Source organism: Rhizorhabdus histidinilytica (genome assembly GCF_900167915.1).
In the GTDB taxonomy this organism is placed as follows: domain Bacteria; phylum Pseudomonadota; class Alphaproteobacteria; order Sphingomonadales; family Sphingomonadaceae; genus Rhizorhabdus; species Rhizorhabdus histidinilytica.
On record NZ_FUYM01000009.1, the window covers coordinates 25,098 to 50,688 of the forward strand.

At 67.9% G+C, this 25,591-nt stretch carries 26 protein-coding genes; 11 read left to right on the top strand and 15 right to left on the bottom strand.

Annotated elements, in window-relative coordinates:
• The first annotated feature begins 30 nt into the window (after positions 1–30).
• On the top strand, positions 31–900 hold the full coding sequence (locus tag B5X82_RS18305; RefSeq protein ID WP_079649624.1) for an SDR family oxidoreductase: 870 nt from the start codon (positions 31–33) through the stop codon (positions 898–900).
• Between the two features lie 205 nt (positions 901–1,105).
• Here B5X82_RS18305 and B5X82_RS18310 read toward each other — a convergent pair whose 3' ends face one another.
• Together B5X82_RS18310 and B5X82_RS18315 are read right to left on the bottom strand one after the other, a co-directional pair.
• Positions 1,106–1,381 (bottom strand): HU family DNA-binding protein, encoded by a 276-nt coding sequence (locus B5X82_RS18310; RefSeq protein ID WP_047167009.1) that lies wholly within the window; start codon positions 1,379–1,381, stop codon positions 1,106–1,108.
• 200 nt (positions 1,382–1,581) lie between these two features.
• Positions 1,582–2,922, bottom strand: coding sequence for a hemolysin family protein (locus tag B5X82_RS18315; protein ID WP_079649625.1), 1,341 nt, complete (start codon positions 2,920–2,922; stop codon positions 1,582–1,584).
• Between the two features lie 112 nt (positions 2,923–3,034).
• Here B5X82_RS18315 and B5X82_RS18320 point away from each other — a divergent pair, with 112 nt between their 5' ends.
• Positions 3,035–3,703 (top strand): OmpA family protein, encoded by a 669-nt coding sequence (locus B5X82_RS18320; RefSeq protein WP_079649626.1) that lies wholly within the window; start codon positions 3,035–3,037, stop codon positions 3,701–3,703.
• A gap of 3 nt (positions 3,704–3,706) precedes the next feature.
• Here B5X82_RS18320 and B5X82_RS18325 read toward each other — a convergent pair whose 3' ends face one another.
• The 3 genes from B5X82_RS18325 to B5X82_RS18335 form a co-directional block, all read right to left on the bottom strand.
• The gene (locus tag B5X82_RS18325) at positions 3,707–4,159 is read right to left on the bottom strand and encodes a nucleoside deaminase (protein WP_079649627.1); all 453 of its coding nucleotides are present in this window, start codon (positions 4,157–4,159) and stop codon (positions 3,707–3,709) included.
• 192 nt (positions 4,160–4,351) lie between these two features.
• A complete protein-coding gene (locus B5X82_RS18330; RefSeq protein WP_079649628.1) occupies positions 4,352–4,564 on the bottom strand; it encodes a YqaE/Pmp3 family membrane protein in 213 nt (70 codons plus the stop codon).
• Complete coding sequence (locus B5X82_RS18335; protein WP_223811176.1) at positions 4,561–4,881, bottom strand: hypothetical protein; 321 nt, start codon at positions 4,879–4,881, stop codon at positions 4,561–4,563. Before B5X82_RS18335 ends, B5X82_RS18330 begins: the two co-directional genes overlap by 4 nt.
• 151 nt (positions 4,882–5,032) lie before the next feature.
• Here B5X82_RS18335 and rpmB point away from each other — a divergent pair, with 151 nt between their 5' ends.
• A complete protein-coding gene (gene rpmB, locus B5X82_RS18340; protein WP_079649630.1) occupies positions 5,033–5,323 on the top strand; it encodes a 50S ribosomal protein L28 in 291 nt (96 codons plus the stop codon).
• A gap of 231 nt (positions 5,324–5,554) precedes the next feature.
• Here the strand turns inward: rpmB and B5X82_RS18345 are convergent, their stop codons facing one another.
• Positions 5,555–6,502 (bottom strand): esterase-like activity of phytase family protein, encoded by a 948-nt coding sequence (locus B5X82_RS18345; protein WP_079649631.1) that lies wholly within the window; start codon positions 6,500–6,502, stop codon positions 5,555–5,557.
• Between the two features lie 214 nt (positions 6,503–6,716).
• On the opposite strand from B5X82_RS18345, the gene B5X82_RS18350 reads away from it, so the two are divergent.
• Positions 6,717–7,106 carry a YMGG-like glycine zipper-containing protein gene (locus B5X82_RS18350; protein WP_079649632.1) on the top strand — a complete coding sequence of 130 codons (390 nt, stop codon included), beginning with the start codon at positions 6,717–6,719 and terminating at the stop codon, positions 7,104–7,106.
• 387 nt (positions 7,107–7,493) lie between these two features.
• Here the strand turns inward: B5X82_RS18350 and cobT are convergent, their stop codons facing one another.
• From cobT to B5X82_RS18370, 4 genes are read right to left on the bottom strand one after another with little or no spacing between them, the layout of a single operon-like run.
• Complete coding sequence (cobT, locus tag B5X82_RS18355; protein WP_079649633.1) at positions 7,494–9,332, bottom strand: cobaltochelatase subunit CobT; 1,839 nt, start codon at positions 9,330–9,332, stop codon at positions 7,494–7,496.
• Complete coding sequence (locus B5X82_RS18360; RefSeq protein ID WP_079649634.1) at positions 9,332–10,096, bottom strand: tyrosine-protein phosphatase; 765 nt, start codon at positions 10,094–10,096, stop codon at positions 9,332–9,334. The genes cobT and B5X82_RS18360 overlap by 1 nt, the downstream gene beginning before the upstream one ends.
• The gene (gene cobS, locus B5X82_RS18365; RefSeq protein WP_079649635.1) at positions 10,093–11,097 is read right to left on the bottom strand and encodes a cobaltochelatase subunit CobS; all 1,005 of its coding nucleotides are present in this window, start codon (positions 11,095–11,097) and stop codon (positions 10,093–10,095) included. Before cobS ends, B5X82_RS18360 begins: the two co-directional genes overlap by 4 nt.
• Positions 11,098–11,140: 43 nt before the next feature.
• Positions 11,141–11,743 (bottom strand): J domain-containing protein, encoded by a 603-nt coding sequence (locus tag B5X82_RS18370; RefSeq protein ID WP_079649636.1) that lies wholly within the window; start codon positions 11,741–11,743, stop codon positions 11,141–11,143.
• A 99-nt stretch (positions 11,744–11,842) separates the two neighbouring features.
• On the opposite strand from B5X82_RS18370, the gene B5X82_RS18375 reads away from it, so the two are divergent.
• The 3 genes from B5X82_RS18375 (at position 11,843) to B5X82_RS18385 (ending at position 12,804) form a co-directional block, all read left to right on the top strand.
• A complete protein-coding gene (locus B5X82_RS18375) occupies positions 11,843–12,127 on the top strand; it encodes a BolA family protein (RefSeq protein ID WP_079649637.1) in 285 nt (94 codons plus the stop codon).
• Positions 12,128–12,195: 68 nt separating this feature from the next.
• A complete protein-coding gene (locus B5X82_RS18380) occupies positions 12,196–12,378 on the top strand; it encodes a DUF1328 domain-containing protein (RefSeq protein ID WP_079649638.1) in 183 nt (60 codons plus the stop codon).
• Positions 12,379–12,453: 75 nt separating this feature from the next.
• Positions 12,454–12,804, top strand: a complete 351-nt coding sequence (locus B5X82_RS18385; RefSeq protein WP_079649639.1) for a hypothetical protein — start codon at positions 12,454–12,456, stop codon at positions 12,802–12,804.
• A 6-nt stretch (positions 12,805–12,810) separates the two neighbouring features.
• Here B5X82_RS18385 and B5X82_RS18390 read toward each other — a convergent pair whose 3' ends face one another.
• Positions 12,811–13,875: a DUF3667 domain-containing protein gene (locus B5X82_RS18390; RefSeq protein ID WP_079649640.1), complete on the bottom strand. Its 1,065-nt coding sequence runs from the start codon at positions 13,873–13,875 to the stop codon at positions 12,811–12,813.
• 98 nt (positions 13,876–13,973) lie between these two features.
• Between B5X82_RS18390 and B5X82_RS18395 the strand changes: the two genes are divergently transcribed.
• The 3 genes from B5X82_RS18395 to B5X82_RS18405 all read left to right on the top strand — a co-directional run bounded on the left by B5X82_RS18395 (position 13,974) and on the right by B5X82_RS18405 (position 17,578).
• Positions 13,974–15,275, top strand: a complete 1,302-nt coding sequence (locus B5X82_RS18395; protein WP_079649641.1) for a glutamate-5-semialdehyde dehydrogenase — start codon at positions 13,974–13,976, stop codon at positions 15,273–15,275.
• A gap of 201 nt (positions 15,276–15,476) precedes the next feature.
• Positions 15,477–16,796, top strand: a complete 1,320-nt coding sequence (locus B5X82_RS18400) for a dicarboxylate/amino acid:cation symporter (protein ID WP_079649642.1) — start codon at positions 15,477–15,479, stop codon at positions 16,794–16,796.
• A 128-nt stretch (positions 16,797–16,924) separates the two neighbouring features.
• Positions 16,925–17,578 (top strand): DUF4136 domain-containing protein, encoded by a 654-nt coding sequence (locus tag B5X82_RS18405; RefSeq protein ID WP_079649643.1) that lies wholly within the window; start codon positions 16,925–16,927, stop codon positions 17,576–17,578.
• Between the two features lie 169 nt (positions 17,579–17,747).
• On the opposite strand, the gene dnaE is transcribed toward B5X82_RS18405, so the two are convergent.
• Positions 17,748–21,215 carry a DNA polymerase III subunit alpha gene (dnaE, locus tag B5X82_RS18410; RefSeq protein ID WP_079649644.1) on the bottom strand — a complete coding sequence of 1,156 codons (3,468 nt, stop codon included), beginning with the start codon at positions 21,213–21,215 and terminating at the stop codon, positions 17,748–17,750.
• 211 nt (positions 21,216–21,426) lie between these two features.
• Here dnaE and B5X82_RS18415 point away from each other — a divergent pair, with 211 nt between their 5' ends.
• Positions 21,427–22,782 carry a cytochrome B6 gene (locus B5X82_RS18415; protein ID WP_079649645.1) on the top strand — a complete coding sequence of 452 codons (1,356 nt, stop codon included), beginning with the start codon at positions 21,427–21,429 and terminating at the stop codon, positions 22,780–22,782.
• Positions 22,783–22,834: 52 nt separating this feature from the next.
• Here B5X82_RS18415 and B5X82_RS18420 read toward each other — a convergent pair whose 3' ends face one another.
• The 3 genes from B5X82_RS18420 to B5X82_RS18430 are packed head-to-tail and all read right to left on the bottom strand — an operon-like array spanning position 22,835 to position 25,589.
• Positions 22,835–23,242 (bottom strand): TadE/TadG family type IV pilus assembly protein, encoded by a 408-nt coding sequence (locus B5X82_RS18420; RefSeq protein ID WP_079649646.1) that lies wholly within the window; start codon positions 23,240–23,242, stop codon positions 22,835–22,837.
• The gene (locus B5X82_RS18425) at positions 23,239–23,739 is read right to left on the bottom strand and encodes a TadE/TadG family type IV pilus assembly protein (protein WP_079649647.1); all 501 of its coding nucleotides are present in this window, start codon (positions 23,737–23,739) and stop codon (positions 23,239–23,241) included. The genes B5X82_RS18420 and B5X82_RS18425 overlap by 4 nt, the downstream gene beginning before the upstream one ends.
• A complete protein-coding gene (locus tag B5X82_RS18430; RefSeq protein WP_235862723.1) occupies positions 23,736–25,589 on the bottom strand; it encodes a pilus assembly protein TadG-related protein in 1,854 nt (617 codons plus the stop codon). The genes B5X82_RS18425 and B5X82_RS18430 overlap by 4 nt, the downstream gene beginning before the upstream one ends.
• Positions 25,590–25,591 lie beyond the last annotated feature (2 nt).

Sequence of the window (25,591 nt, forward strand, 5' to 3'; positions counted from 1 at the left end):
TGCCCGAAACGATCCGGGAGCGAGTGCCAGATGACCGTCCAGCCGACGATTTTCCTCAACTGCGCGGGCAGCAGGACGCAGCGCGAGGTGCGCGACGTGCTGGCGCGGCAGGGCCGGCCGATGCGCACCTATGGCCGGACGCTCGACGCCGCCGCGATGAAGGCGGCCGGAGTCGCCGACACCCGCCAGGGCGGGCTGCTCGACATCGACGCGCTCGCCGCCGCGATGGACGGGTGCGGCACGGTGATCCACATGGCGCCCGCGCTCCAGGACAAGGAGGTCGCGATGGGGCAGTTCGCGATCGACGCCGCCCGCCGCGCCGGGGTCGATCGGTTCGTCTACGTCTCGGTGATCAACCCGCAGATCGACTATCTGATGAACCACCGCGCCAAGCTGGCGGTCGAGGATTATCTGATCGGATCGGGGCTCAACTACACGATCGTCCGCCCGATGCATTATTACCAGAATATCGACGTGGCGGCGGCGGTCGCCTCGGGGCGGATGGCGCTGACCTATTCGGTGGACCGGCCGCTCGGCTTCGTCGACATGGCCGATGTCGGCGAGATCGTCGCCAAGGTCGCGATCGAGCCCGGCCACGACCATGCCGCCTACGACCTGGCGAGCGACGACCATAGCGGCGTCGAGCTTGCGGCCATCCTGACCGACCTGACCGGCACGCCGATAGAGGCGTTCCGCCTGCCGCTCGACCAGATCGTCGCGATGCTGGCGCCGATGCTCGCGTCGGAACCCGGCGGCGTCGACTGGACCGCCAGCGCGATCGAGCGGCTGTTCACCTATTATGACCGGTTCGGGCTGCGCGGGAACGCCAATGTCCTGTCCTGGCTGCTCGGCCGCAAGCCCAACGGCTTTGCCGACTATGCGCGCCGCTGCCTGAGCTGAGCGCAAGGGGAGTGGCGGGGTCATCGCGGCATCTGGCGGCCGCGCGGCGCGAGCGTCCGTGCCGTTTCCGGCAAGCCGCCCTTGCCTCCGGAAAGGTCAGCCCTGCTTCGGGGCCGAACCGTCGAAAGAACCCCAAATGAAAAGGGGCGGCATCACTGCCGCCCCTCGCCAATAGCGTCCGCCGGGGGATGGCCCCCGGACGGGATCAGCCGTTCAGCGCATCCTTCAGCGCCTTGGCGGCGGTGAACGAGACCTTCTTCGACGCCGCGATCGTCAGGGTCGCGCCGGTCGCCGGGTTGCGGCCTTCGCGCGCCGGACGGTCGGCGACCTTGAACTTGCCGAAGCCCGGCAGCGAAACTTCCTCACCCTTCTTGGCGGCGTCCGTGATCGCCTTCAGGGCGGCGTCGATGACGCGCTTGGCGGCAGCCTTGTCGATTCCCTGTTCGGCGGCGACGACGCCTGCGATGTCGGCAGTGTTCATGATCACTCCTGGTCTTGCTTGTGTAAAGAAACCCTATTGCCCCGCCTGAGCGGCGCAAGGCGCCCCTTGTGCTCGGCTCTTTCGGCCGGAGCAATTGGAAAGTCGCCTGAAAGCGCGAAAAATTACATTCATCGGCAAATTAGGGACGAATTTTCGACGGGACGCCCTTTACGTGCGCCGTTTCGAGGAACCGACAGCCGCTATTCGGCACCGGGAATCACCGCCGCGAGCAGCTTGTCGATGCGCCGACCGTCCATGTCGACCACTTCGAAACGCCATCCGCGATGGTCGAATGATTCGCCGGTGGTGGGCAGATGCTTCAGCCGCCACAGCGCAAAGCCCGCTGCCGTAGCGAAATCGCGGTCTTCGGGCAGGTCGATGCCGAGCCGGTCGGCCATGGTGTCGGCGGCGAGCGTGCCCGAGATCAACCAGCTCCCGTCCTCCCGCTCGACGATCGGCGGATCGGTATGCTCGTCCTGGTCCGACGCGAATTCGCCCGCGATCGCCGCCAGCAGGTTGGCGGGCGCGACCAGTCCTTCGAAATGGCCATATTCGTCGTGGACGAAGGCCATTGGCACCTCCGCCTCGCGCAACGCCTTCAGCGCGTCCATCGCCTCGACATGGTCGGGCATGACGATCGCCTTGCGCAGGATCGCCGCGAGGTCGATCGGCTCCCCCTTCACCAGGCGGCGGACCAGGTCGCGGGCATGGATGACGCCGAGCATCTGGTCGACCGATCCGTCGGCCACCGGCATGCGGGTGTGCGGAATTTCGGCGAGCTGCGCCAGCAGCTGGTCGGGGGTCGCGTTGATGTCGATCCATTCGACTTCGGTGCGCGGCGTCATCACCTCGCGCACCGGCCGGTCGGCGAGCCGCACCACGCCGGAGATGATCGCGCGCTCGCTCTCCTCGATCACGCCGGCCGAGGAGGCCTCGGCGACGATCAGATGAAGCTCCTCGGCGGTGACGTGGTTCTCGGATTCGCGGGTCAGGCCGAGCAGGCGGAAGATCAGGGCGCTGGTCCGGTCGAGCAGCCAGACGAAGGGCGCGGTCAGCCGCGACAGCCACAGCATCGGCACCGCGACCAGCGCCGCGATCGGCTCGGGTGCGCGCAGCGCGAACTGCTTGGGCACCAGTTCGCCGACGATCAACGACAGGAAGGTGGTGAGCGCGATGACCAGCGCGAAGCCGATTTCGGGCGCGCTGGCGGCAGGAACGCCGAGCAGGGCCAGCCGTTCCCCCACCGGGCCACCCAGGCTCGCGCCCGAATAGGCGCCGGCCAGGATGCCGATCAGGGTGATACCGATCTGGACCGTCGACAGGAATTTGCCGGGATCGGCGGCGAGTTCAATCGCGGTGCGCGCGCCCCTGCGCCCGGCACGCGCCATCGCTTCCATCCGTGCCTTGCGGGCCGACACGATCGCGAGCTCGGACATCGCGAAGACGCCGTTCAACGCGACCAGGGCGACGATCATCACCAGGTCGAACCAGGGGAAAGGGGCCAGGGGAACAGGGTGCGGCATGGCGCTGGCGACGTTCATGCCGTGGATTTCGTCTTCGCACAACCATCATCGGCGGCCGGACGGTTCCGAAACAAAAGCGGCGGCCGATGGTTCACCGTCCATCGTCAAGCGTAACGATCGGAGAGAGAGCATGCACAAGACGAAGATGATGGCGGCGATGCTCGCCGCCTCGACCCTGCTGGCCGGTTGCGTCACCGATCCGGAGACCGGCCAGCGGCGCCTGTCGAAAGCCGGAATCGGCGCGCTCGCGGGGACCGCGCTGGGCGCTGGTGCGGGCGCGCTGGTCGGCGGCCGGCACAACCGGACCGAAGCTATCGTCGGCGCCGGGATCGGCGCGATCGCTGGCGGCGCGATCGGCGCCTATATGGACCGGCAGGAGGCCAAGCTGCGCGAGCAGACCGCCGGCACCGGCGTCGAGGTCGAGCGGCAGGGCGACGAGCTGCTGCTCAACATGCCGGCCGGCATCACCTTCGCGACCAACAGCTACGAGGTGCAGCCGCAGTTCCGCACCACGCTCGACAAGGTGGCGTCGACGCTGTCCGAATATGGCAAGACCTATGTCGACGTGTACGGCCACACCGATTCGACCGGCAGCGATGCGATCAACGAGCCGCTGTCGCGCAACCGGGCCGAAGCGGTCGCCAACTATCTGTCGAGCCACGGCGTCGCCGCCGCGCGGATCGGCACGCAGGGCTTCGGATCGCGCCAGCCGATCGCCTCGAACGCGACGCCCGAGGGACGCCAGGCGAACCGCCGGGTCGAGATCAAGATCGTGCCCATCAAGGAAGGCGATATCTGAGCCTTATCGCCGCGCGGCGAAGAAGTCCCTGAGCAACGCCGACGCCTCCCCCTCCCCGATCCCGCCATAGGTTTCGGGGCGGTGGTGGCAGGTCGCCTGGGTGAAGAAGCGCGGCCCGTTGGCGACCGCGCCGCCCTTCGGATCGTCGGCGCCATAATAGAGCCGGCGCAGACGCGCGTGCGAGATCGCCCCGGCGCACATCGCGCAGGGCTCCAGCGTGACATAGAGGTCGCAATCGTCGAGCCGCTGCGCCCCCAGCCGCGCGCTCGCCGCCCGAATCGCCTCGATCTCCGCATGAGCGGTGGGATCGGTCCCCCCGCACATCGCATTGGCGGCCGCGGCGACGACCTCGTCCCCCCGCACGATCACCGCGCCGACCGGCACTTCCCCGGCGGCCGCGGCCTCGGCGGCGAGATCGAGCGCAAGGCGCATCGGATAGGGAAGCGGAAAGCCCATCGCCCAGCGCTAGAGCGATTTCGAGGCGGATGGAACCTTTCGCCACACCCACTTCCATCGTCATTCCCGCGAAAGCGGGAGTCCACGGTCGCGGCGCATTCTCTTGCGGGCCGCCGTCCATGGATTGCCGCTTTCGCGGGAATGACGGGATTAGGAGACACCGGCCGGCTTCGCTCGAAGCCCGAAGCGCTTCTAGCGGATGGGAATCTGTTCGGGGACGAACAGCAAGGCCAGGGCGAAGATCATCCCCGGCACCCAGCCGATCAGGGTCAGGACGACCGTGAGCCAGAAGGCCGGGGTCAGGCCGCGCGACAGAAATATGCCGAGCGGCGGCAGCAGGATCGCCGCGATCACGGTCCAGGGGGTGACCGGTCGCCGAAGATCCTGCTGCGCCATGAGGGTCATTTTGCCTTGTCGACGTCGACGGTGGGCAGCTTGACCTGTTCCTTGGTGGTGCCGACATCGACCTTGGGCACGGTTACGTCGGTGGTCTTGGTACCCACGTTGACCTTGGCGGTATCGACGTCGAAGGCCGGCGCCTGGCCGCCCGAGACGCGCACGTCGGGCGCCTTCATCTCGCGTGTCTGGTTGATGTCGATCAGCCCGAAGGCGAATGCCGCGATGATCGCGAGCACGGCGACAATGCCGATGATGATGCCGACCCGGGCGCCGCTGCGGCCGCGCGCGGGATATTCCTCATAATGTTCGTGCGTCGTATTCACGTCCGGCACTCCTCGCTGATTCGATGGAGCAACGACAACGATCATACCGGGCGAGGGTTGCATCGGTCGGGTCCATCCAGCTTGACGAATCCCTGGAACGGGGCTATCGGCCGCGACTTTCCGGGCAACCCGAACATCAGGACGAAGAACAATGTCGCGCATCTGCGAGCTGACCGGCAAGGGCCGCCAAGTGGGCCACAACGTGTCCCATGCCAACAACAAGACCAAGCGGACCTTTCTGCCGAACCTGCAGAACGTCACGCTGATCTCCGATTCGCTGGGCAAGGGCGTCAAGCTGCGCGTCTCGACGCACGGCCTGCGTTCGGTCGAGCATGTCGGCGGCCTCGACAACTGGCTGCTCAAGACCTCGGACGATCTCCTGTCGCTGCGCGCCCGTCGCCTGAAGCGCGACATCGCCAAGAAGCAGCAGGCCGCCGCCTGATTCGCCCGATGCCCGCTCCGGCGGGACGGATGGATAGGAAACCGGATCGCTAGCGCGGTCCGGTTTTTGTCGTTTGATTGGGTGTTTTTGGTTTGCCCTCAGGCGCCGGCGGTCGCATCCGCGGCCCTGGCTATCCTCGCAGTAGCTCGGGCGCGCGTTCGCGCTTGCGGAGCCCCGTCGGGCTCCGTGTCCTTTCCCAATGAAGCAGATGTCATGCCGGAGTAGGTCGTTCTACAACGCGAACTTCAGCAGCAATGTCCGCTCGATCGGCACCCGGTTGTCGTCGGAGATGATCCACAGGATGGTGCGATCGCCGTCCCGGGTGGCGGCGATTCCCTCCATATTGTCGACGGTGAGCGGCGGCTTGAGCTCGGCGACCAGCTCGCTGGTCAGGGTCGCACCCGGGGCGATTCGCGCCGGGTCGGCGACGCCCACGATGGCGGAGAAGCCGTCGAGCAACCCGAAGCGCCGGTGGAGGATGACGAGGCGTCCGTCGGGCAGCTGCGCCGCATCGGTCGGGACATAGCCGTCGCGCGGCGCGCGATAGCCGAACTGATAGGGTGCGTTGCGGGCCTTGGTCGGATCGCCGGGGAACATCAGCGCAGCGTGGACGTGCGGCGCGATCGCCCGCCCCTCGGCGAACACGACGAAACGGCCGCCGGCCAGCCGTACCATCGCCTCGGGTCCCGAATTGCTGGACCAGTCCTTCATCGCGGGCGGGAAGGCGATCGCCTGGAGAAGGGTCAGGTCGGGCGAATAGCGCAGGATCGCGTTGTGATATTCGAAGCCGACCCAGACGTCGCCTTGGGGGCCGATCGTCATCGATTCCGAATCGCGATCCCCCTTGCGCCCGTCATAGGCGGGAAAGGCCGGCAGTTCCCCGAAGCGGATATCGCTGACGACGCCGGGAGCGGCCATGCGGAAGCGCAGGTAGCGGCCGGTGTCGGACAGGGCGAGGAAGCGGTCGCCCTGCACGGACAGCGACGAATAGCCGCCGAAGTCGCGTTGCCGGCTGGTGAGTTGCCAGCCGCCCAGATAGCGCAGCCGGCCGACCGTCGTCCGCGCCGGATCGTCCGGGTCGAGCGGAACCGGCGTCGCCACCACCTTGACCTCCGCCTGCGGGAAGCCGGCCGATCCCGGCACCAGGCAGAACAGCAATGCGACCAGCAGCTTCCTCATGCCGCCGCCGATACCGCCAGACAGCCGATTCCCAAAGGCTTTCGCACCGCTCGCAGGCCCGGCCGAGCGCGGAACGAAGCTGAACGGGGGCCAACAGGCGCGTTCAGCATCGGCTCACGCGAATCATGGAATAAGCGTCTCATCGATCGGGCCCATCCGGCCCTGCCAAGGGGTTCCGCTCTGCGGGACGCGCGGTTGAGACAAGGAGGTTGTTATGTTGCGCAAGTTTATCGCGGCCGCGGCAGCTTCGGCCGCGCTGTTCACGGCGGTGGCCCCGGTGGCCGCCCAGGCCCAGTATTTCGGCGGCGGTCGCTACGAGCAGGTCCGCGACTGGCGTGACCGCGGCTATCATCGCGATCGCGGCTATTATCGCGGCGACCGCGGCTATTACCGGGATCGCGGCTATTATCGCGACCGTGGCTATTATCGGGGCCGCTGCCGCGACAAGGGCACCGGCGGCACCATCATCGGCGCGATCGCCGGCGGCCTGCTCGGCAACGAGATCGGCAATGGCCGTTACGATCGTGGCGACGGCACCACCGGCGCCATCCTCGGCGCGGGCATCGGCGCCCTCGCCGGCCGGGCGATCGACCGCGACTGCTAAAGGCTGACGCCACGGCGGGGGCCCCGCTCCCGCCGATGGCGACGCCCCATCCATTTCCAACCAACCGGTTCCCCGCGTGGCGTTGTGGGGAGGAGGGTCGTCGGTCTCGCTGGAGGAGTCGGCGGCCCTCCACTGTTGTGCGGAGCACAACAGTGGAGGGGTTGTTTGTTTTTGCCTCAGGCGCCGGCGGTCGCATCCGCGACCTCGGCTATCCTCGCATAAGCTCGGGCGGCCATTCGGCCTTGCGGAATGCTGACGCATCCCGGCGCCGGGCTGATCGTCGGAGCCAGCCAAGGCTCCGCAAGCGCGAACGCGCGCCCGAGCTTATGCGAGGATAGCCAAGCGAGGCGGATGCCTCGCGCCCGGCGCCTGAGGGCGAGACGAGGTTCACCTCGTCTCGATATCAAACAACCCCGCAAGCTGTTCGACCATCGTGCCGCCGAGCTGCTCGACATCCATGATCGTCACCGCACGCTGGTAATAGCGGGTCACGTCGTGGCCGATGCCGATCGCGATCAGCTCGACCGGCGAGCGGTTCTCGATCCAGCCGATCATCTGGCGCAGGTGCCGCTCCAGATAGGAGCCGTTGTTGACCGACAGGGTCGAATCGTCGACCGGCGCGCCGTCGGAGATCACCATCAGGATCTTGCGCTCCTCGCGCCGCGCGATCAGCCGGTTGTGCGCCCACAGCAGCGCCTCGCCGTCGATATTCTCCTTGAGCAGCCCCTCGCGCATCATCAGGCCGAGCGACTTGCGCGCGCGGCGCCAGGGGTCGTCGGCCTTCTTGTAGATGATGTGGCGCAGATCGTTGAGCCGGCCCGGCGCGGGCGGGCGGCCCGCCGCCAGCCAGGCCTCGCGCGACTGGCCGCCCTTCCAGGCGCGGGTCGTGAAGCCCAATATCTCGGTCTTGACCGCGCAGCGTTCGAGCGTGCGCGCCAGGATGTCGCCGCAGATCGCCGCGATCGAGATCGGCCGGCCGCGCATCGATCCCGAATTGTCGATCAGCAGGGTGACGACGGTGTCGCGGAAATCGGTGTCGCGCTCGATCTTGTAGCTCAGCGAATGGGCCGGGTTGACGACGACGCGGGCGAGCCGCGCGGCGTCGAGCATCCCTTCCTCCTGGTCGAAGTCCCAGCTCCGGTTCTGCTGCGCCATCAGCCGGCGCTGGAGCCGGTTGGCGAGCTTGGTGACCGCGCCCTGGAGATGGACGAGCTGCTGGTCGAGATAGGCGCGCAGCCGCGTCAGCTCCTCGTCGTCGCACAGCTCGGTTGCGGCGACCTCCTCGTCGAACTGCGTCGTATAGGCGTGATAGTCGAAGCCCGGCGGCAGATCGGACATCGGGCGGTTCGGGCGGACGGGCATCATGCCCTCCTCGCCGTCCTCCCCCATGTCGCTGTCCATCTCGGACTCGCTGTCCTGGTCGAGCTCGCGCTGCTCGCCTTCCTCCTCGCCGCCCTCGGACCGCTCGGCGCGCATCTCGACCTCGGAGTCGCTCGACCCGCCCGAATCCTCGCCCTCGTCCTGCTGGTCCTGGCCTTCTTCCTGCTCCTCGCCCTCGTCGTTCTCGCCGGCTTCGGGATCGGTCTCGGGAAGCTGCTCGCCCTCGGTCAGCTCGAGATCCTCGAGCAGCCGGCCGATCAGCCGGGCGAAGGCCGCCTGGTCGTCGAAGGCGAGCTGGAGCGCGTCGAGGTCCTTGCCGGCCTTCTCCTCGATCCAGTCGCGCACCAGCGCGAGGCCCGGCGCGGCGATCGCGGGCGAAGCCTGGCCGGTCAGCCGCTCGCGCACCAGCAAGCCGATCGCGGTCGACAGCGGCACTTCCTCGCGCACCCGTGCCCGCACCAGCGGATCGGAGCGGAGCCGCACCTCGAGCGCCTTGGTGAGATTGTCGCGGACGCCGGCCATCGCGCGCGATCCGATCGCCTCGACCCGCGCCTGCTCGACCGCGTCATGGACGGCGCGCGCGATCGGCTCGGCCGGCGCGGCGCGCTCGTGGATGCGCGTGTCGTGATAGCGCGCCCGCAGCGCGAAGCCGTCGGCGAAACCCCGCGCCTCGGCCACCGCCTGTGCCGGCAGGTTACGCGACGGCATCGGCACGCGAAGCTGCTTGAGCGAGAAGGACGGCGCTTCGGCGGTGAAGCTCAACTCCAGCTCGGGATCGCGCGCCATCGCCCGGGCGGTGCCGCCCAGGACGAGCCGAAAGCTTTCGATGGGGGATTGGTCGGCCATCAGTCGAGCAACATTTCCTGGAGGCGCGCCCGAACCGGCGCGTCGACGCCTATCGAGCCAAGATAGGCGTCGATCCCGCCATGGTCGCGGTCGAGGCTGTCGAACGCTGCGGCGAGATAATCGGCGTCGGCGGCGAGCAGCGGCCGCATCACCGCCGCGTCGGCGGCGAAGCCGGCATCGGCCCGATCCATCAGCCGCGAGAAATCGGCGTAGCGATTGGTCAGCAGATAATCCTCGACGATCGTCTCGCGCGGGACGCCGAGCGCCGACAGGATCAGCATCGCGCCGATGCCGGTGCGATCCTTGCCCGCCGAGCAGTTGAACAGCAGCGGGACGTGCCCGGCCGCGATCCGTTCGAACAGGAAACGGTAGGAGGGGGCGTGGTCGACCAGTATCTCACCATAGAGATGGATCATCCGGGCGCGCACGTCCTCCGCCGAACCGGCATTGCCGCGCAGCAGCTCGCCCAGCACCCCGCTCGATTCGGTGAAGTCCCGCGACCAGTAGAAGACGCCGGCCGGCTCGCACCAGCGGGTCGGATCGCGGCGCCGCTCGCCGGGCCGGCGCAGGTCGCACACCGTGGCGATGCCGAGCCCGGCCAGATAGCGCTCGTCCGCCTCGGTCAGCATCGACATGACGCCCGAGCGGAACAGCATCCCGCGCCGGACGATGCGGCCGTCCGCCGTCGCGTAGCCGCCCATGTCGCGCAGGTTGAACCCGCCTTCGAGCGGCAGCAGCGGCGAGAGCTCGGCCGTCGTCGTCATGCTTTTCCGACGACGCTCTCCGGCAGGTCCTTCCCGAACACGCGCTGATAATATTCGGCGACCAGCGGCCGCTCGCTCTCGTCGCACTTGTTGAGGAAGGACAGGCGGAAGGCGAAGCCCACATCGTTGAAGATCAGCGCGTTCTGCGCCCAGCTGATGACGGTGCGCGGGCTCATCACGGTCGAAATGTCGCCCGCCATGAAGCCCTGGCGGGTCATGTCGGCGACCTTGACCATATCCTCGACCACCTTCTTGCCGTCGGGCTTGTCATATTCGCCCGACTTGGCGAGCACGATCTGCGCCTCGGTCGCGGCGGGCAGATAGTTGAGCGTGACGACGATGTTCCAGCGGTCCATCTGGCCCTGGTTGATCTGCTGAGTGCCGTGATAGAGACCGCTCGTGTCGCCGAGGCCGACGGTGTTGGCGGTCGAGAACAGGCGGAACCAGGGGTTCGGGCGAATCACCCGGTTCTGGTCGAGCAGGGTCAGCTTGCCCTCGGTCTCCAGCACGCGCTGGATCACGAACATCACGTCCGGGCGGCCCGCGTCATATTCGTCGAAGACGAGCGCGGTCGGGGTCTGCAGCGCCCAGGGCAGCAGGCCTTCGCGGAACTCGGTGATCTGCTGGCCGTCGCGCAGCACGATCGCGTCGCGGCCGATCAGGTCGATGCGGCTGATGTGCGCGTCGAGGTTGATGCGGATGCACGGCCATTTGAGCCGCGCCGCGACCTGCTCGATATGGCTCGACTTGCCGGTGCCGTGATAGCCCTGGACCATCACGCGGCGGTTGTGCGCGAAGCCCGCGACGATCGCCAGGGTGGTGTCCGGATCGAACACATAGGCGGGATCGAGATCGGGAACCCGCTCGTCGGCCTCGGAGAAGGCCGGCACTTCGAGATCGCTGTCGATCCCGAACAGGTCACGCACCTTCACCATCCGGTCGGGGGCCGAAAGCACCGTGTCGGTGCGGCTGTCGGGCTGGACGTTGGGCAGGTCGGTCATGGGGTAAGCCTTTGGGGATAGCCTTGGGATCAAACTTTGCTGCTTATGCGAAGGCGGGACGGCCTTTGAGCTGCGTATAAGCCGAAATCACGTCCTGCAAAGCCTTCTCGTGGGTCCGGTCGCCGCCATTTTTGTCCGGATGGTAGCGGCGGACCAGCTCGGCATAGCGGCTGCGCAAGGCGCGCCGGTCCGCATCCTTGCCAAGTCCCAGGACCTTGAGCGCCTTGCGATCGCCTTCCGACAGCGGGCGGCCATCGGTGCGCTCCTGCTCCGCGCGGCGGGCGAATCGGGCACCGATCGCATCGAGCGGATCAGTGAAGTCGGACCAGCGCGGACCGGCTCCCGCATTGGGCGAGAAGGCCCGCGTCTCGCGATCCCAGCCGCCATAGGGGGTCTGCTGCGCCTCGATCTCCTCGGTGCTCATGCCCTCGAAGAAATTATAGCCGCTGTTGAACGCGCGGACATGATCGAGGCACAGATAGCGCCAGTCCCCCGGCCCATCGAAGCCCGACGTCCGCCCACCCCGCGCGGGCGCGCGGAACTCGCCCGCGCCTTCGCAACCGGGTTCGGCGCATGGCCGCGCCCCGCTCTCGATACGGCCATGGAAACGGGTCCGTGTCTTCCTGGCCGTGGATTCTTCGCTCAACGCTCGCCTCTCGTCATGCAATCCCAGGTTCCTGCTTATCCAGGATTTCCGAGTCGGCGGATGTTCTCATCCGCCTCGAAATCCTTCTATATAGGACGGATGAGCGAACTTCCCACCGGCCCCGTCGCCGCCGAGATCAGCCGCCGCCTCACCGCCGCGCTCGCCCCCACTCGACTCGCCGTGATCGACGACAGCGAGAGCCATCGCGGCCATGCCGGGCACGACGGATCGGGTGAAAGCCATTTCACCGTCGAGATCGAGAGCCCCGCCTTCGCCGGCCAGAGCCGGGTGGCGCGCCAGCGTGCCGTCAACGCCGCGCTCGGCGACCTGCTGCGCGACCGGATCCATGCCCTGGCGATCCGGGCGAAGGCGCCGGGCGAATAGCGGCGCGCGGGAACTTTCCGTTCCGGCCTTCCGTTCTCCACCCAATCCGCTGGGATGGAGGGACTCCAATGTTGAAATGGGCGCTTATCTTCCTCGTCGTCGGCCTGGTCCTCGGTGCGCTGGGCTTCGGCGGCATCGGCGGTGCCTTCGTCGGCATCGCCAAGATCCTGTTCTTCATCGCGATCGCGCTGTTCATCATCTTCGCGCTGCTCGCGCTGTTCGCGGGCAAGAAGATCAGCGACTCGATATAGCGCACGGTCGCGAATTCGGCAGGGCCGCCGCGCATGCCCCTGTGCGTGGCGGCCCGCTTGGATTATCATTCCCCCATGAAGATCGTCACCGCCGCCGTCCTCGCCGCCCTGATCGCCGCCGCCGCCCCGGCTTTCGCCGCCAACAGCTTCAGCGACCAGCTCAAGAAGCTGTCGCCGCTCCAGCAGCGTGCGACCCTGCGGCGCGCCGTGCTTGACGAGGGCAAATATTGCCGGCGGATCGGCCCGGTCGCTTATCAGGGCCCCTACAAGAACCTCGAGATGTGGACGGTCCAGTGCGACCGCGACGCCGCCTATGCCGCATTCATCGGCCAGGACGGTTCGGTCCAGGTGCGCCCCTGCGCGGACCTCGCCTCGCTCAAGCTGCCGACATGCCGCCTGCCGAAGCCGGCTCCGGCGAGGAAGTGACCCCGCTCAGGCGCCCATCGCGACCAGGAAGATGAAGAAGATCAGCGCAGCGGTATAGGCCGAGACGATCAGCGCGATGGTCCGCCAGAGCGCGCCGAACCGACCGAGGCCGTAGGCGCCCTTGAGCTGCCGGTACATGTGCCAGGGCGGGAACAGCAGCAGCACGAGCACGATCAGCCCGTCCGGCGCGCCGACCGCCGCCGCGATGCTGAGCGCCACCACCATCAGCGTCATCGCCGACAGCGAATAGGTCGCGAAGACGGCATGGTCGTACAGGCCGACGTCGCGCCGGAACAGGAACAGCAGCCAGATGAAGGGCAGCGAGATCGGGATCAGCGCCCAGGAGAATTTATAGGCGCTCGACTGGAGCTTGTAGACGGCCAACTCGGGATTGGCGGCGGCGTGGCGGATGACGTGGTCGACCCCGGGCACGCCGGTCTTGAGTCCCGCCTTTTCGACGTCGATCGGCTCGCTCTTGATATCGGGCTTGAGCACGCCCTTGGTCACCAGCCGCAGCTCGGCCTCCTGCGAGACGAGGTCGCCCAGCCGCTCGTTGAGGTCGGGGTCCTTCTGTCCCTTCGCCTTGAGCGCCGCCTTCTGCGCGCGGAGCGCCTTGAGGTCGGCCTCGACCTTGACGAGCTGGTTGGCGGCGTCGCTCCGCGCCTTCGCCACCGACGCGGCATCCTCCGCGCTCAGCGGCCCGAACGGCCCGCCGAGCAGCCCGAACACCGCGACCATCAGGAACACCGAGAAGAGGAACAGCGCCATCGGCGAGACGAACTTGACCCGCTCTCCTTCGATATAGCGACGCGTCACCTCGCCCGGGCGGCGGAACAGCAGCGGCAGGGTGTGCCAGGTGCGCCCTTCGAAATGGAACACGCCGTGGAGGATGTCGTGGAACAGCGCGCCGGCGGTACGGTGGATGTGCCCCGCCTGCCCGCAGGCATGGCAATGCGCGCCGATCAGCGCCGTACCGCAGTTCCGGCAGGCGCCGCCATGCGCGCCATGCCCCGCCGGGCCGGCGCCGTCGACGGCGCGCGCGACGACCGCCCCCGTCGCGACATCGGCCATCGCTTCGAATTCCCCTGACATGGATGAAAGCTAGCATTGCCCGTGGCCAAGCGCGAGTGGGCTTTGGCTGGCGGCGGGCCCATGCTAGGGAGCCGCGCATGACCGAGACCCTCGCCATCCGCCCCGCCGACGCGCCCAAGGATGCCGTCAAGGATTCTGGCGCCCTGATCGCGGACATGGGCGCGCGCGCGCGCGCCGCCGCCGTCCGGCTGGCCGGAGCGCCGACCGCCGACAAGGCGAAGGCGCTGACCGAGGCCGCCAAGGCGATCCGCGCCCAGGCGCCCGCGATCCTCGCCGCCAACGCCGAGGACGTGGCGCGCGCCAGGGCCAACGGCCTGACCGCCGCGATGATCGACCGGCTGACGCTCGATCCCGCCCGGCTTGAAGGCGTCGCCGCCGGGCTGGAAGCGGTCGCTGCGCTGCCTGATCCGGTCGGCCAGCGGATCGACGAGACGCGCCGCCCCAACGGCCTGCTCCTCCAGCGGGTCCGCGTGCCGCTGGGCGTGATCGGGATCATCTACGAAAGCCGCCCCAATGTCACAGCCGACGCCGGCGCGCTGTCGCTGATGTCGGGCAATGCCTGCATCCTGCGCGGCGGATCGGAAGCGACCGCCAGCAACCGCGCGATCCACGCCGCGCTGCTCGACGGCATCCGCGCCGCCGGCCTGCCGGAGGACGCGATCCAGCTCGTCCCGACCACCGATCGCGCCGCGGTCGGCGCGATGCTGGCGGCGCAGGGGCTGATCGACATCATCGTGCCGCGCGGCGGCAAGAGCCTGGTCGCGCGGGTGCAGGACGAAGCGCGGGTGCCGGTGCTCGCCCATCTCGACGGCATCGTCCATCTCTACATCGACCGCGCCGCCGATCCCGCCAAGGCGGTGCCGCTCGCGGTCAACGCCAAGATGCGCCGTACCGGCGTCTGCGGCGCCGCCGAGACGCTGCTGATCGACCGCGCCTATGGCGACGGCGCCACGATCATCGGGGCGCTGATCGATGCTGGCTGCGAGGTGCGCGGCGACGCCGGCGCCCGCGCGCTCGACAGCCGGGTGCTGCCCGCGACCGACGGCGACTGGGACTGCGAATATCTCGACAGCATCGTCTCCGTGGCGATCGTCGACGGAGTCGAGGGTGCGATGGCCCACATCGCCCGTCACAGCTCGCACCACACCGACGCGATCGTCACCGACGACCAGCCCACCGCAGACCGCTTCCTCGCCGGAGTCGACAGCGCGATCGTGATGCACAATGCCTCGACCCAGTTCGCCGACGGCGGCGAGTTCGGCCTTGGCGCCGAGATCGGCATCTCGACCGGCCGCCTCCACGCGCGCGGCCCGGTCGCGCTCGAAGGTCTCACCACCTACAAATGGCTGGTGCGCGGCGAGGGACAGTTGCGACCGTAACTTCACGCCCTCACAAGCCCCAATCGTCATGCCGGCGGAGGCCGGCATCTCAGGCGGCTCCTGCCTCTACCTCTTCTCCTCCCTCCGGAGATGCCGGCCTCCGCCGGCATGACGGACTTGGTGAGCACGCCATAGCGGCGCTGTACGATCGATAAGTTTATCTCGTTTGTAGGGAATGGGCCCCGCCCCCACTTTCCCGCCATGGCCGCAGCCCCCAAGCCCGCATCGCGTTATGTCAGCAGCTTCGGTCTGCAGGTCCTCGCCGGCATGGCGGTCGGGCTGCTGCTCGGCCTGCTCGCGCGGTCGATCGGCCCGGTTGGCGAGGCGCCCAACGGACTGGCACAGGCGCTCGATCTGGTCGGGACGATCTTCGTCGACCTGCTCAAGGCGCTGGTGCCGCCGCTGATCTTCGCGGCGATCGTCAGCTCGATCGTCAACCTGCGCGACATCAACAATGCCGCGCGGCTGGTCGGGCAGACGCTGCTGTGGTTCGCGATCACCGCGCTGATCGCGGTGACGATCGGCATCGCGCTTGGCCTGCTGATCCAGCCCGGCGTCGGTTCGGGCGCGGTCCCGGCCGAAGCGGCGACGCCCAAGACGGTGGGCAGCTGGCTCGACTTCCTCAAGGGCCTCGTCCCCGCCAACGCGCTCGGCATCGCCGCCACCGGCAAGGCGGCCGACGACGGCGGCATCACCGTCACGCTCGGCTTCAACGCCCTCCAGATCATCGTCATCTCGATCGCGGTCGGCGCGGCGGCGTTGCGCGCGGGGGAAGCGGCCGAGCCGTTCATCGGCTTCGTCCGCGGCCTGCTCGCGATCATGCGGCGGCTGCTCTGGTGGGTGATCCGGCTGACCCCGATCGGCAGCGCCGGGCTGATCGGCACCGCGATCGTCAAATATGGCTGGGACGCGCTGGCCGGGCTCAGCGCTTTTGCCATCGCCATCTATGTCGGCCTCGCGATCATCCTGCTGCTGGTCTACCCGATGCTGCTGCTGCTCAACGGGATCAGCCCGCGCCGCTTCTTCAAGGGCGCCTGGCCGGCGATCCAGCTCGGCTTCGTGTCGCGCTCCTCGGTCGGCACCCTGCCCGTCACCGAACGCTCGGCGGAGGTGCTCGGCGTGCCGCGCAGCTATGCCGCCTTCGCGGTGCCGCTCGCCTCGACCACCAAGATGGACGGCTGCGCCGCGCTCTATCCGGCGATCTCGGCGATCTTCGTCGCGCAATTCTATGGCCTGCCGCTCGGGCTGACCGACTATGGGCTGATCGTGCTGACCTCGGTGCTCGGTTCGGCCGCGACCGCCGGGCTGACCGGCGCCACGGTGATGCTGACCCTGACGCTGTCGACGCTCGGCCTGCCGCTCGAAGGCGCCGGCCTGCTGCTGGCGATCGACCCGATCCTCGACATGGGCCGCACCGCGATCAACGTCGCCGGCCAGATCCTCGTGCCGATGATCGTCGCCCGGCGCGAGGGCATATTGGATGAGCCGGTCCCCGAAGGCCTGCTGCCGGCCGAAGCCTGATCGAAACCCTTTGCATATCCCGAACGTTCAACCCTTGTTCACGCTCTGCTTGCGATAAACTGTGGTCGAACTAGGTTGAACGCCCGCCCGACCGCGGGCATCCGGAAGAAAGACAAGGCGCTCCTAATATGCCGATCCTCCGCAAAGTCCTCGCCGCCGCCGCGCCGCTCGCGCTGCTGGCGGTTTCCGCCTGCACCCAGCCCTTCGAGGCCAAGGTGTCGCGCTTCCAGGCGCTGCCCGTGCCCGAAGGCCAGACCTTCGCGGTGGTCGCCGCCGACGCGCGCAACGAGGGCGGGCTGGAGTTCGCCCAATATGCCGGCCTCGTCACCCAGCGGCTCGCCGCTTATGGCTATCGCCCGGTCGAGGGTGGCGCCAAGCCCGAGCTGATCGTCAAGTTCGGCTATGGCGTCGACCAGGGCCAGCCCAAGACGGTCTCGCGCCCGGCGCCCGGCCCGGCCTTCGGCCCGTGGGGCGGCTGGGGCGGCCCCTATGGCCGCCGCTGGGGCTACGGCTCCGCCTTCTATTATGGCTGGGACCCTTTCTGGTACGATCCCTGGTACCAGCAGATCGACACCTACACCGTCTACACCAGCCATGCCGAGATGGTGATCGAGCGCACCGCCGACGGGAAGCATGTGTTCGAGGGCAAGGCTCGCGCCCGCTCGCTCGACGACGCTCTGCCCAAGCTGGTGCCCAATCTGGTCGAGGCGATGTTCACCAACTTCCCCGGCCAGTCGGGCGAGGAAGTGCGCATCACGATCGCGCCGGACAAGAAGAGGTAAGGGCCGGCGTGCCCGGCACGCCGCTCGCCCCATCGTCATCCTGAACTTGTTTCAGGATCCACCAGGAAACGGGCGCTGCATCGCTTGTTCGGCGATCAGCGCCCGTTCTGCCCGGACAAGGCTGCGCGACAGGGTGGATGCTGAAACAAGTTCAGCATGACGACCGCCCTTACCCCACCACCGACAGTTGCGGGCGGCCGGCCGTGCCGATCCGGGCGGTCATGCCGGGCAGGCGCTCGATGCGGGCGACCAGCTCGGCATCGAGCTGGAAGTCGCGGCCGAGCAGCATCTGCACCTGGCTGCCGTCGGGCAGGATCGCCTTGAGGTACATCTCGCCGCGGCCGCCGCGTTCGTCGGCCATCAGCGCGGCGAGCGCCGGGATCGCCGCCGGATCGGCGGTCTCGACATCGACGCGCAGCTTGATCTGCTGCATCGACTCATAGCTCTGCAGCCCGCGCACCGTGACCCGCGGCGTCTCCTCGCCCGCGCGCCAGTCGAGCTCGACCCGCAGCAGCGCGCACGCGCCCGACCGCGCCGCGGCCTCAAGCTCGGCCGAGGCATTCTCCTCGAAGCAGGTGGCGATGAACTGCCCGCTCGAATCGGAGCAGGTCGCCATCATGTAGCGCTTGCCCTTGGCCGAGGTCCGCCAGCGGGCGTCCTCGATCAACGCCGACATCACCGAATTGACCCGCCCGCCGTCGACCGGCGCCGGCAGCGCGCACAAGGCGGCGAAGCTGCGCGCGCCGTTCGCTTCGGCGAGGTGACGCACCTGGTCGGTCGGGTGCGAGGAGAAATAGAAGCCGAAGCTCTCCTTCTCCGCCGCCATCCGGTCGGCCAGCGTCCAGTGCAGCCCACGATCGATGCGGATCGGCGCGAGCGCGGCGGGGCTGTCCCCGAACAGGCCGCCCTGTCCACTCTCGCGCTGCTCGGAGGCGCTCGACGCATGGGCGAGGATCAGCTCGGCCGAGGCGAAGATGCCGGCACGCTCCTTCTCCAGCTCGTCGAAGGCGCCGCCGCCGGCGAGGCTTTCGAGCTGGCGGCGATTGAGCTGGCGCGGGTCGATCCGATCGGCGAAATCCTCGAGGCTTTTGAATGGCCCCTTCGCCTTGCGCGCCTCGACGAGCTGCTCCATCGCCTTCTCGCCGACGCCCTTGAGTGCGCCCAGCGCATAGCGGACGAACAGTTCCTCGCCCTGCTGCTCGACGGCGAACTCCGCCTCGCTATGGTTGATGCAGGGACCGAGGCACTGGACGCCCATGCGGCGCATGTCGTCGATGAAGATGGCGAGCTTGTCGGTCTGCGCCATGTCGTAGCACATCGACGCGGCGTAGAATTCGGCCTTGTGGTGCGCCTTCAGCCAGGCGGTGTGATAGGCGACGAGCGCATAGGCCGCTGCGTGGCTCTTGTTGAAGCCATAGCCCGCGAATTTGTCGATCAAGTCGAACAGCTCGTTGGCCTTGTCCGCGCTGATGTCGTTCGCGGCGCAGCCCTCGACGAAGCGGCTGCGCTGGGCGTCCATCTCCGCCTTGATCTTCTTGCCCATCGCGCGGCGCAACAGGTCAGCGTCGCCAAGCGAATAGCCGGCGAGGATCTGCGCCGCCTGCATCACCTGCTCCTGGTAGACGAAGATCCCGTAGGTCTCCTTCAATATGCCTTCGAGCAGCGGGTGCGGATATTCGATCTCCTCGCGCCCGTTCTTGCGGGCGCCGAAGGTCGGGATATTGTCCATCGGGCCCGGCCGGTAGAGCGACACCAGCGCGATGATGTCCTCGAAGCAGGTCGGGCGGACGGCTGCCAGCGTGCGGCGCATGCCTTCCGATTCGAGCTGGAACACGCCGACCGTGTCGCCGCGCTGGAGCAGGGCATAGACCTCGGGATCGTCCCAGGGCAGCGCGTCGAGGTCGACCTCGATCCCGCGCTGGTTGAGGAACTGCACCGCCTTCTGCAGCACCGACAGCGTCTTGAGGCCGAGGAAGTCGAACTTCACCAGCCCCGCGCCCTCGACGAACTTCATGTCGAACTGGGTGACGGGCATGTCCGAGCGCGGATCGCGGTAGAGCGGCACCAGCGCGTCGAGCCGCCGGTCGCCGATCACCACGCCGGCCGCATGGGTCGAGCTGTGGCGCGGCAGGCCCTCCAGCTTCATCGCCAGGTCGAGCAGGCGGCGGACCTCGACGTCGCCCTTATATTCGGCGGCGAGCTCGGGCACGCCGTTGAGCGCACGGTCCAGCGTCCAGGGGTCGGTCGGGTGGTTGGGTACGAGCTTGGCGAGCCGGTCGACCTGGCCGTAGCTCATCTGCAGCACGCGGCCGGTGTCCTTGAGCACGGCGCGCGCCTTCAGCTTACCGAAGGTGATGATCTGCGCGACCTGGTCGCGGCCATATTTCTCCTGGACGTAGCGGATCACCTCGCCACGCCGGGTTTCGCAGAAGTCGATGTCGAAGTCGGGCATCGACACGCGTTCCGGGTTGAGGAAGCGTTCGAACAGCAGGCCCAGCCGCAACGGATCGAGATTGGTGATGGTCAACGCCCAGGCGACCACCGACCCGGCGCCCGATCCGCGCCCCGGGCCGACCGGGATGCCATGTTCCTTCGCCCATTTGATGAAGTCGGCGACGATCAGGAAGTAGCCGGGAAACCCCATCTTGATGATGATTTCCGTCTCGAATTCGAGCCGGTCGAAATAGGCCTGGCGCTGCTCGGCATCGGTGACGCCCAGCTTCTCCAGCCGCATCTCCAGCCCCTCGCGCGCGTCGCGGCGCAGCGCCTCGGCCTCGCCCTCGCGGTCGCCGGCGAGGCTGGGCAGGATCGGCTTGCGATAGGGCGCGGCGACGGCGCAGCGCTGCGCCACCACCAGCGTGTTCGCCAGCGCCTCGGGAACGTCCTCGAACAGCTTCGCCATCTCTGCGGCAGGCTTCATCCACAGATCGGGCGAGCTGCGCGGCCGTTCGGCGGTGTCGATGTAGGAGGAGCTGGCGATGCACAGCATCGCATCGTGCGCGGCATGGAATTCGGGCTCGGCGAAACAGGCCGGGTTGGTCGCGACCAGCGGCAGGTTCCGCGCATAAGCGAGGTCGATCAGCGCCTCCTCCGCCGCTTCCTCCTCGGCATTGCCGCGCCGGACCAGCTCGACATAGAGCCGGCCGGGGAACAGGGCCTCCAGCTTGTCGGCATAGTTCGCCGCCGCATCCGCCTGCTCGGCGGCCAGCAGCCGGGTCAGCGCGCCCTCGCCGCCCGCGGTCAGCGCGATCAGCCCGTCGGTCCGCCCTTCGAGTGCCGACAGCGGCACATGCGCGTCCTCATGCACCGGCCGCTCGAGATGCGCCGCCGAGACCAGCGCGCAGAGATTGTCATAGCCCGTCGCGTCCTGCGCGTAGAGCGCCAGCCAGTCGATGATGAGCTGATCGATGCCGGGTCGCCGGATCGCCAGCATCGTCCCGATGATCGGCTGGACGCCCTCCTTCTTCGCGCCGTCGGAAAAGGCCATCGCGGCATAGAGGCCGTTGCGGTCGGTGAGCGCCGCCGCCGGGAAGCCGAGCTTCTTCGCATGCTTCGCGATCGCCTTCGGGTCGATCGCGCCTTCGAGCATCGTATAGGCGGAGAATATCCGCAGCGGCACGAACGACTGGTAAGGCATGATCCCAATCTATGCCGCCACGTCGGATTCGCCAGCCCCCTCGCGCGGCTTATCCACATCTTCGTCGCGGAACCGTCATCGATCGAGAATCTGAATATCTGTCATCGAGATAATCCTGCGACAGTCGGTACGATACCGGATTGATCTTCGGCCCGCCTTCCATAGCCTTCGCGAGGGGCAAAGCTACGGAACAACTGCTAGGGAGGTTGCCGTGCTCAAGATCCATCGAAAGCGCCTATTCGTCCTCGTCACCGCCTTGTTTGCGGGGGCAGCGACGATCGCTGCCGACGACATGGACTTTTCCCAGCTCGTCCAGTCGACCCAGAAGGAAAAACCCCAGTTCGCCAAGCGACAGCAGGATCTGCTCGCCGCGCGCTACGACCTGTCGAACCGGCCGGTGGCCGGCGTCGAGATGGCGGGCGGCAAGGCCGTGCAGGGCGGCGTCCGCGTCCGGCTGCCGAACGGCGTCACCTGGGACCAGCTTGCCGCCATGTCGCCCGAGGAGATCCAGGCGAAGGGCCTGTGGCCGGCCGGTTTCTATCCGCTGCCGCATCCGCATCACGAGGCTGGGGGCATGGTGTTCCCCAAATTCGCGATCGACGAAACCCGCCGCCAGACGGGCCGCGACATCGCGCGCTTCGATCTGGATTATGACCTGCCCGATCACATGCTGCCGAAATTCCCGGCGCCGATCTTCCTGACCACCCGGCCCGATCTGGGCGATGTGTCGAAGGGCCAGCTCGTCACCACCCAGAATTACTGGATGCTGTTCAAAGACGCGCTCAATCCCAAGCAGCTCGACGGCCTCCGGCTGCTGCTCACGCCCTTTCCGCAGCAGCAGTTCAACGCCACCGACGACCGGCGCAGCCTGGCCCCCAGCCTTGGCGTCGCCTGCTTCGACTGCCACGCCAACGGCCACACCAACGCCGCGACGCACACGGTCGGCGACATCCGGCCCAACGAATTCCGCCACCGGATCGACACGCCGTCACTGCGCGGCGTCAACATCCAGCGGCTGTTCGGGTCGCAGCGGGCGCTCAAGACGGTCGAGGACTTCACCGAGTTCGAGCAGCGCGCCGCCTATTTCGACGGCGACCCGACGACCGCTGCGAAAAAGGGCGTCAACACGCTGAACCGCGCCGACCAGGTCCATGCGATGGCCGAGTTCCAGGAACTGCTCGATTTCCCGCCGGCGCCGAAGCTGACGCCGCTGGGCCGGCTCGATCCGAAGAAGGCCACCGCCGCCGAACTGCGCGGCGAGGCTATCTTCCACGGCAAGGGCCAGTGCGCGGCGTGCCACAGCGGACCCTATTTCACCGACAATCTGATGCACAACCTGCGCACGGAGCGCTTCTTCAAGCCGAAGATGATCAACGGCCGCTTCGCCTCGGCGGACGGCCCGATCAAGACCTTCACCCTGCGCGGCATCAAGGACTCGCCGCCCTATCTGCACGACGACCGGCTGATGACGCTCGACGACGTGGTCGAGTTCTTCAACATCGTGCTGGGCACCGGCCTGACCGCCGACGAGAAGAAGGACCTGGTGGCCTTCCTCTACACCTTGTGATGCGAAAAGGACGGGGAGGCGCGCGACGCTTCCTCCTTTCTTTCGTCGGAGGCTAGCTCGCGGTCGGGAAACAGCTTTCGGTGCTGAGCGCCGTCAGCGTGCTTGGCAGCAGCTTGGTCGACGCACCCTGATAGGTTGACGAGATCGCGACCTTGGTCATGCCCGCCACCGACGAACAGGTCGCGGCCGGGGTCAGCGTCACTGCCGAGGCGGTCAGCTTCACGCCCTCTGCCGCCGCGCGGGCGACGGCGTAGCTCTGCACCTCCCCGGCGGTCTTGCAGCCGGTGACGCCGAGCGCGGCGCAGCGCGCGCTGTTGACCGCGACCTCCTGCAGCGCCTGGTAGGTCCACGCCATCCGCGCGCCGTCGATGGTCAGGAACATGAACATCAGGAAGGCAGGCGCGACCAGCGCGAATTCGACCGCGGTCACGCCCCTCGCGTCGCGCAATAGCCTGGTCATTGCAGCCGCACCATCGCGGTGCGGGTCTGCGTCATCGTGCCCCCCAGCATCGCCGCCGGCACCAGCAGGGTGCTCGCCGTCGCACTCGCGCTGATCCGCATGTAATAGCCGGGCAGGCTGCCGTCCGAGCAGGTCTTGTCGCAGCCGAGCGCGCTGTAGGTCGGCGCGGCGCCACTGATGCAGGCGCAGGTCCGGCCGCTATTGGCGCAGGTCGCGTTGCCGTTGCAGCTGATCGAGACGGTCGGCGCGCTCGACAGCTTCGCCGCCGCCGCGACATAGGTGCCGATCGCGCTCTGGTCGACGCTGGCACGGCTGTTGAAAGCGATCATCGCCCCCTGTTCGACCGCGCTGTCGAGGCGCAGCCGCTGCTGATACCACATGGCGATGTCGAGACCGGCGGTCATCACGAAGAAGAACAGGACCGAGAGCAGGGCGAACTCGATCGTCGCCACGCCACGGTGGTCGTCGCGCAGGCGATGGAGGAAGGGCCGGATCATTTGAACAGCGCCACATTGGCCACGCTGCTCGACGTCCCCGACAGGCCGGAGCAGGCGCTGGCGACGTTGGTGCCGCCCGACAGGTTGAGCGTGTTGACGATCATCATCAGGCAGTTCGATCCGTTGCCCGACATCGACGCGCCGCCGGTGAGCGTCACGTCGGACTTCGGCGCATAGACCAGTCCGGCATATTTGCCGTTCGCCCCGCCGCCCATCGTCGAGGCCGCCGAAGTCTTGGTGGCGAACAGGACGCCGGGCACGCCATAGCTGGCCAGCGCGTTGGGCGCGGCGAGATCGAGCGTGGTGCCGCCGGCGAGACTGTAGGTCCCGCTCATCGCGAAGGTCACGTCGGTGCCGGTCATCACGCCGCCGGTGCCGTTGGTGAAGTTGCCGTTGAGGATGTAGACGCCCGACCCGAAGGTCATCGATCCGCTGCTGCTCAGGCTGCCGTTGATGACGTGGGTCGCCGCCTTCGGGAAGATCAGCGTGCTGCCGCCGCCCGTGGTGATCAGGCCGTTGACGCTGAACGTGCCTCCGGCGGCGGTCGGGCTCGCGCAACTCGGCGTGAAGCACAATATGCTGCCGTTGCCGAGGTTGATCGCGGTGCCCGAGGCATTGCCGATCGTCACCGCATCGCCGACGCCGATGCCGATCCGGATCGTCGTGCCGCCGGATATCACGATGCCGCCGCCCAGCGTGAAGCTGCCGCTGCCGACGTTCAGCGTGCGCCCGCCGGAGACGTTGAGCGAGCCGAAGCTGTGATCGCCATTGCCGATCGTGACCACGCTGCCATTGTTGAAATCGAACAGGCCGGTGACGGTGACGTCGCCATTGCCGATCGTCATGCCGGTGCCGCCCATGCTGATCGACCGCGCCTTCAGGGTCAGCGGCCCTTCGAACACCGCGGTGATTCCGCCCGACATGACGATGTCGCGGACATCGTAGGACTTGGCCGGGAAGGTGTAGGTCTTGGTGCTGCTGTTCCAATAGGGCGCGACGTTCGCCGCCGGGCTGTAGTTGAGGATATAATCCTCCGTCGACGAGCTGGTCTGGGCCGTCGGCGTCACCAGCGCCGTCGTGCAGCTCCGGTTGCCGTCGGCATAGTCCGGGTCGCTATAGCCGCTGAGCTGGTTGACCTTGCACAACAGGCCCTTCAGCGTGCTGTCGTCCTTCATCCAGTCGGTGGCCGCGCCCGCCTTGTTCTGGACGATGTCGTTCGCGGTCGGCGAGGTGGTGATACCCTTGCCCGGATTGTCGACGCTCTTGCCCGCATTGACCTGCTTGGCGGTGATATAGGTGCCCCAGGGCACGGTCACCCCGGCATTGGTGTTCACCGCGCAGCCCGGCGAGGAGATGCTGACGCCGCCGCTGAGGGTGATGCCGTAGGTCGGCGTCGACGACAGCGCGGCGATGCAGGGCGGCGCGGTCGTCGTCATCGCCGTGGTCGTCGCCGACCCCACCGCGGTCACGTCATAGGCAAGCGCCGAGGAGAAGACCCGGCCGAGCGCGATCGGAACCGAGGTGGTGACCGACACTTGGACGAGCTGCTTCGAGGTCGCCGCATCGGTGACGAGCGCGACCGTCGCCGCGCTGGCGGGGAGGCCCTGCGCGACGACCACAGCCTTGGCGGTCGCCGTCATCTCGCTGCTATTGTTGTTGACGTTGTAGGCGAGCGCGCCGGCCAGCGCCGCCATGTCGGCGATCCGCTGGTTGGCGGTGTCGGCGGCATAGCCGCGGCTGATCTCGACCGCGAAGGCGCCCATGCCGACGAGCACGGTGAGCGACAGCGCGCCGATCACCGCGACCGCGCCGCGCGTCGCGCGCGCCAGGCCGGCGCCATGCGCCGCCATCG

Bases quoted from the DNA above. Each gene is read 5' to 3' on its own strand.
- cobT (WP_079649633.1), bottom strand. From the start codon at position 9,332: ATGGCCGACCAATCCCCCATCGAAAGCTTTCGGCTCGTCCTGGGCGGC.
- B5X82_RS18330 (WP_079649628.1), bottom strand. From the start codon at position 4,564: ATGACCCTCATGGCGCAGCAGGATCTTCGGCGACCGGTCACCCCCTGG.
- rpmB (WP_079649630.1), top strand. From the start codon at position 5,033: ATGTCGCGCATCTGCGAGCTGACCGGCAAGGGCCGCCAAGTGGGCCAC.
- B5X82_RS18375 (WP_079649637.1), top strand. From the start codon at position 11,843: ATGAGCGAACTTCCCACCGGCCCCGTCGCCGCCGAGATCAGCCGCCGC.
- B5X82_RS18345 (WP_079649631.1), bottom strand. From the start codon at position 6,502: ATGAGGAAGCTGCTGGTCGCATTGCTGTTCTGCCTGGTGCCGGGATCG.
- B5X82_RS18385 (WP_079649639.1), top strand. From the start codon at position 12,454: ATGAAGATCGTCACCGCCGCCGTCCTCGCCGCCCTGATCGCCGCCGCC.
- B5X82_RS18400 (WP_079649642.1), top strand. From the start codon at position 15,477: ATGGCCGCAGCCCCCAAGCCCGCATCGCGTTATGTCAGCAGCTTCGGT.
- B5X82_RS18350 (WP_079649632.1), top strand. From the start codon at position 6,717: ATGTTGCGCAAGTTTATCGCGGCCGCGGCAGCTTCGGCCGCGCTGTTC.
- B5X82_RS18430 (WP_235862723.1), bottom strand. From the start codon at position 25,589: ATGGCGGCGCATGGCGCCGGCCTGGCGCGCGCGACGCGCGGCGCGGTC.
- B5X82_RS18305 (WP_079649624.1), top strand. From the start codon at position 31: ATGACCGTCCAGCCGACGATTTTCCTCAACTGCGCGGGCAGCAGGACG.
- B5X82_RS18390 (WP_079649640.1), bottom strand. From the start codon at position 13,875: ATGGCCGATGTCGCGACGGGGGCGGTCGTCGCGCGCGCCGTCGACGGC.
- B5X82_RS18310 (WP_047167009.1), bottom strand. From the start codon at position 1,381: ATGAACACTGCCGACATCGCAGGCGTCGTCGCCGCCGAACAGGGAATC.
- B5X82_RS18420 (WP_079649646.1), bottom strand. From the start codon at position 23,242: ATGACCAGGCTATTGCGCGACGCGAGGGGCGTGACCGCGGTCGAATTC.
- B5X82_RS18315 (WP_079649625.1), bottom strand. From the start codon at position 2,922: ATGAACGTCGCCAGCGCCATGCCGCACCCTGTTCCCCTGGCCCCTTTC.
- B5X82_RS18325 (WP_079649627.1), bottom strand. From the start codon at position 4,159: ATGGGCTTTCCGCTTCCCTATCCGATGCGCCTTGCGCTCGATCTCGCC.
- B5X82_RS18395 (WP_079649641.1), top strand. From the start codon at position 13,974: ATGACCGAGACCCTCGCCATCCGCCCCGCCGACGCGCCCAAGGATGCC.
- B5X82_RS18380 (WP_079649638.1), top strand. From the start codon at position 12,196: ATGTTGAAATGGGCGCTTATCTTCCTCGTCGTCGGCCTGGTCCTCGGT.
- cobS (WP_079649635.1), bottom strand. From the start codon at position 11,097: ATGACCGACCTGCCCAACGTCCAGCCCGACAGCCGCACCGACACGGTG.
- B5X82_RS18405 (WP_079649643.1), top strand. From the start codon at position 16,925: ATGCCGATCCTCCGCAAAGTCCTCGCCGCCGCCGCGCCGCTCGCGCTG.
- B5X82_RS18425 (WP_079649647.1), bottom strand. From the start codon at position 23,739: ATGATCCGGCCCTTCCTCCATCGCCTGCGCGACGACCACCGTGGCGTG.
- B5X82_RS18360 (WP_079649634.1), bottom strand. From the start codon at position 10,096: ATGACGACGACGGCCGAGCTCTCGCCGCTGCTGCCGCTCGAAGGCGGG.
- dnaE (WP_079649644.1), bottom strand. From the start codon at position 21,215: ATGCCTTACCAGTCGTTCGTGCCGCTGCGGATATTCTCCGCCTATACG.
- B5X82_RS18320 (WP_079649626.1), top strand. From the start codon at position 3,035: ATGCACAAGACGAAGATGATGGCGGCGATGCTCGCCGCCTCGACCCTG.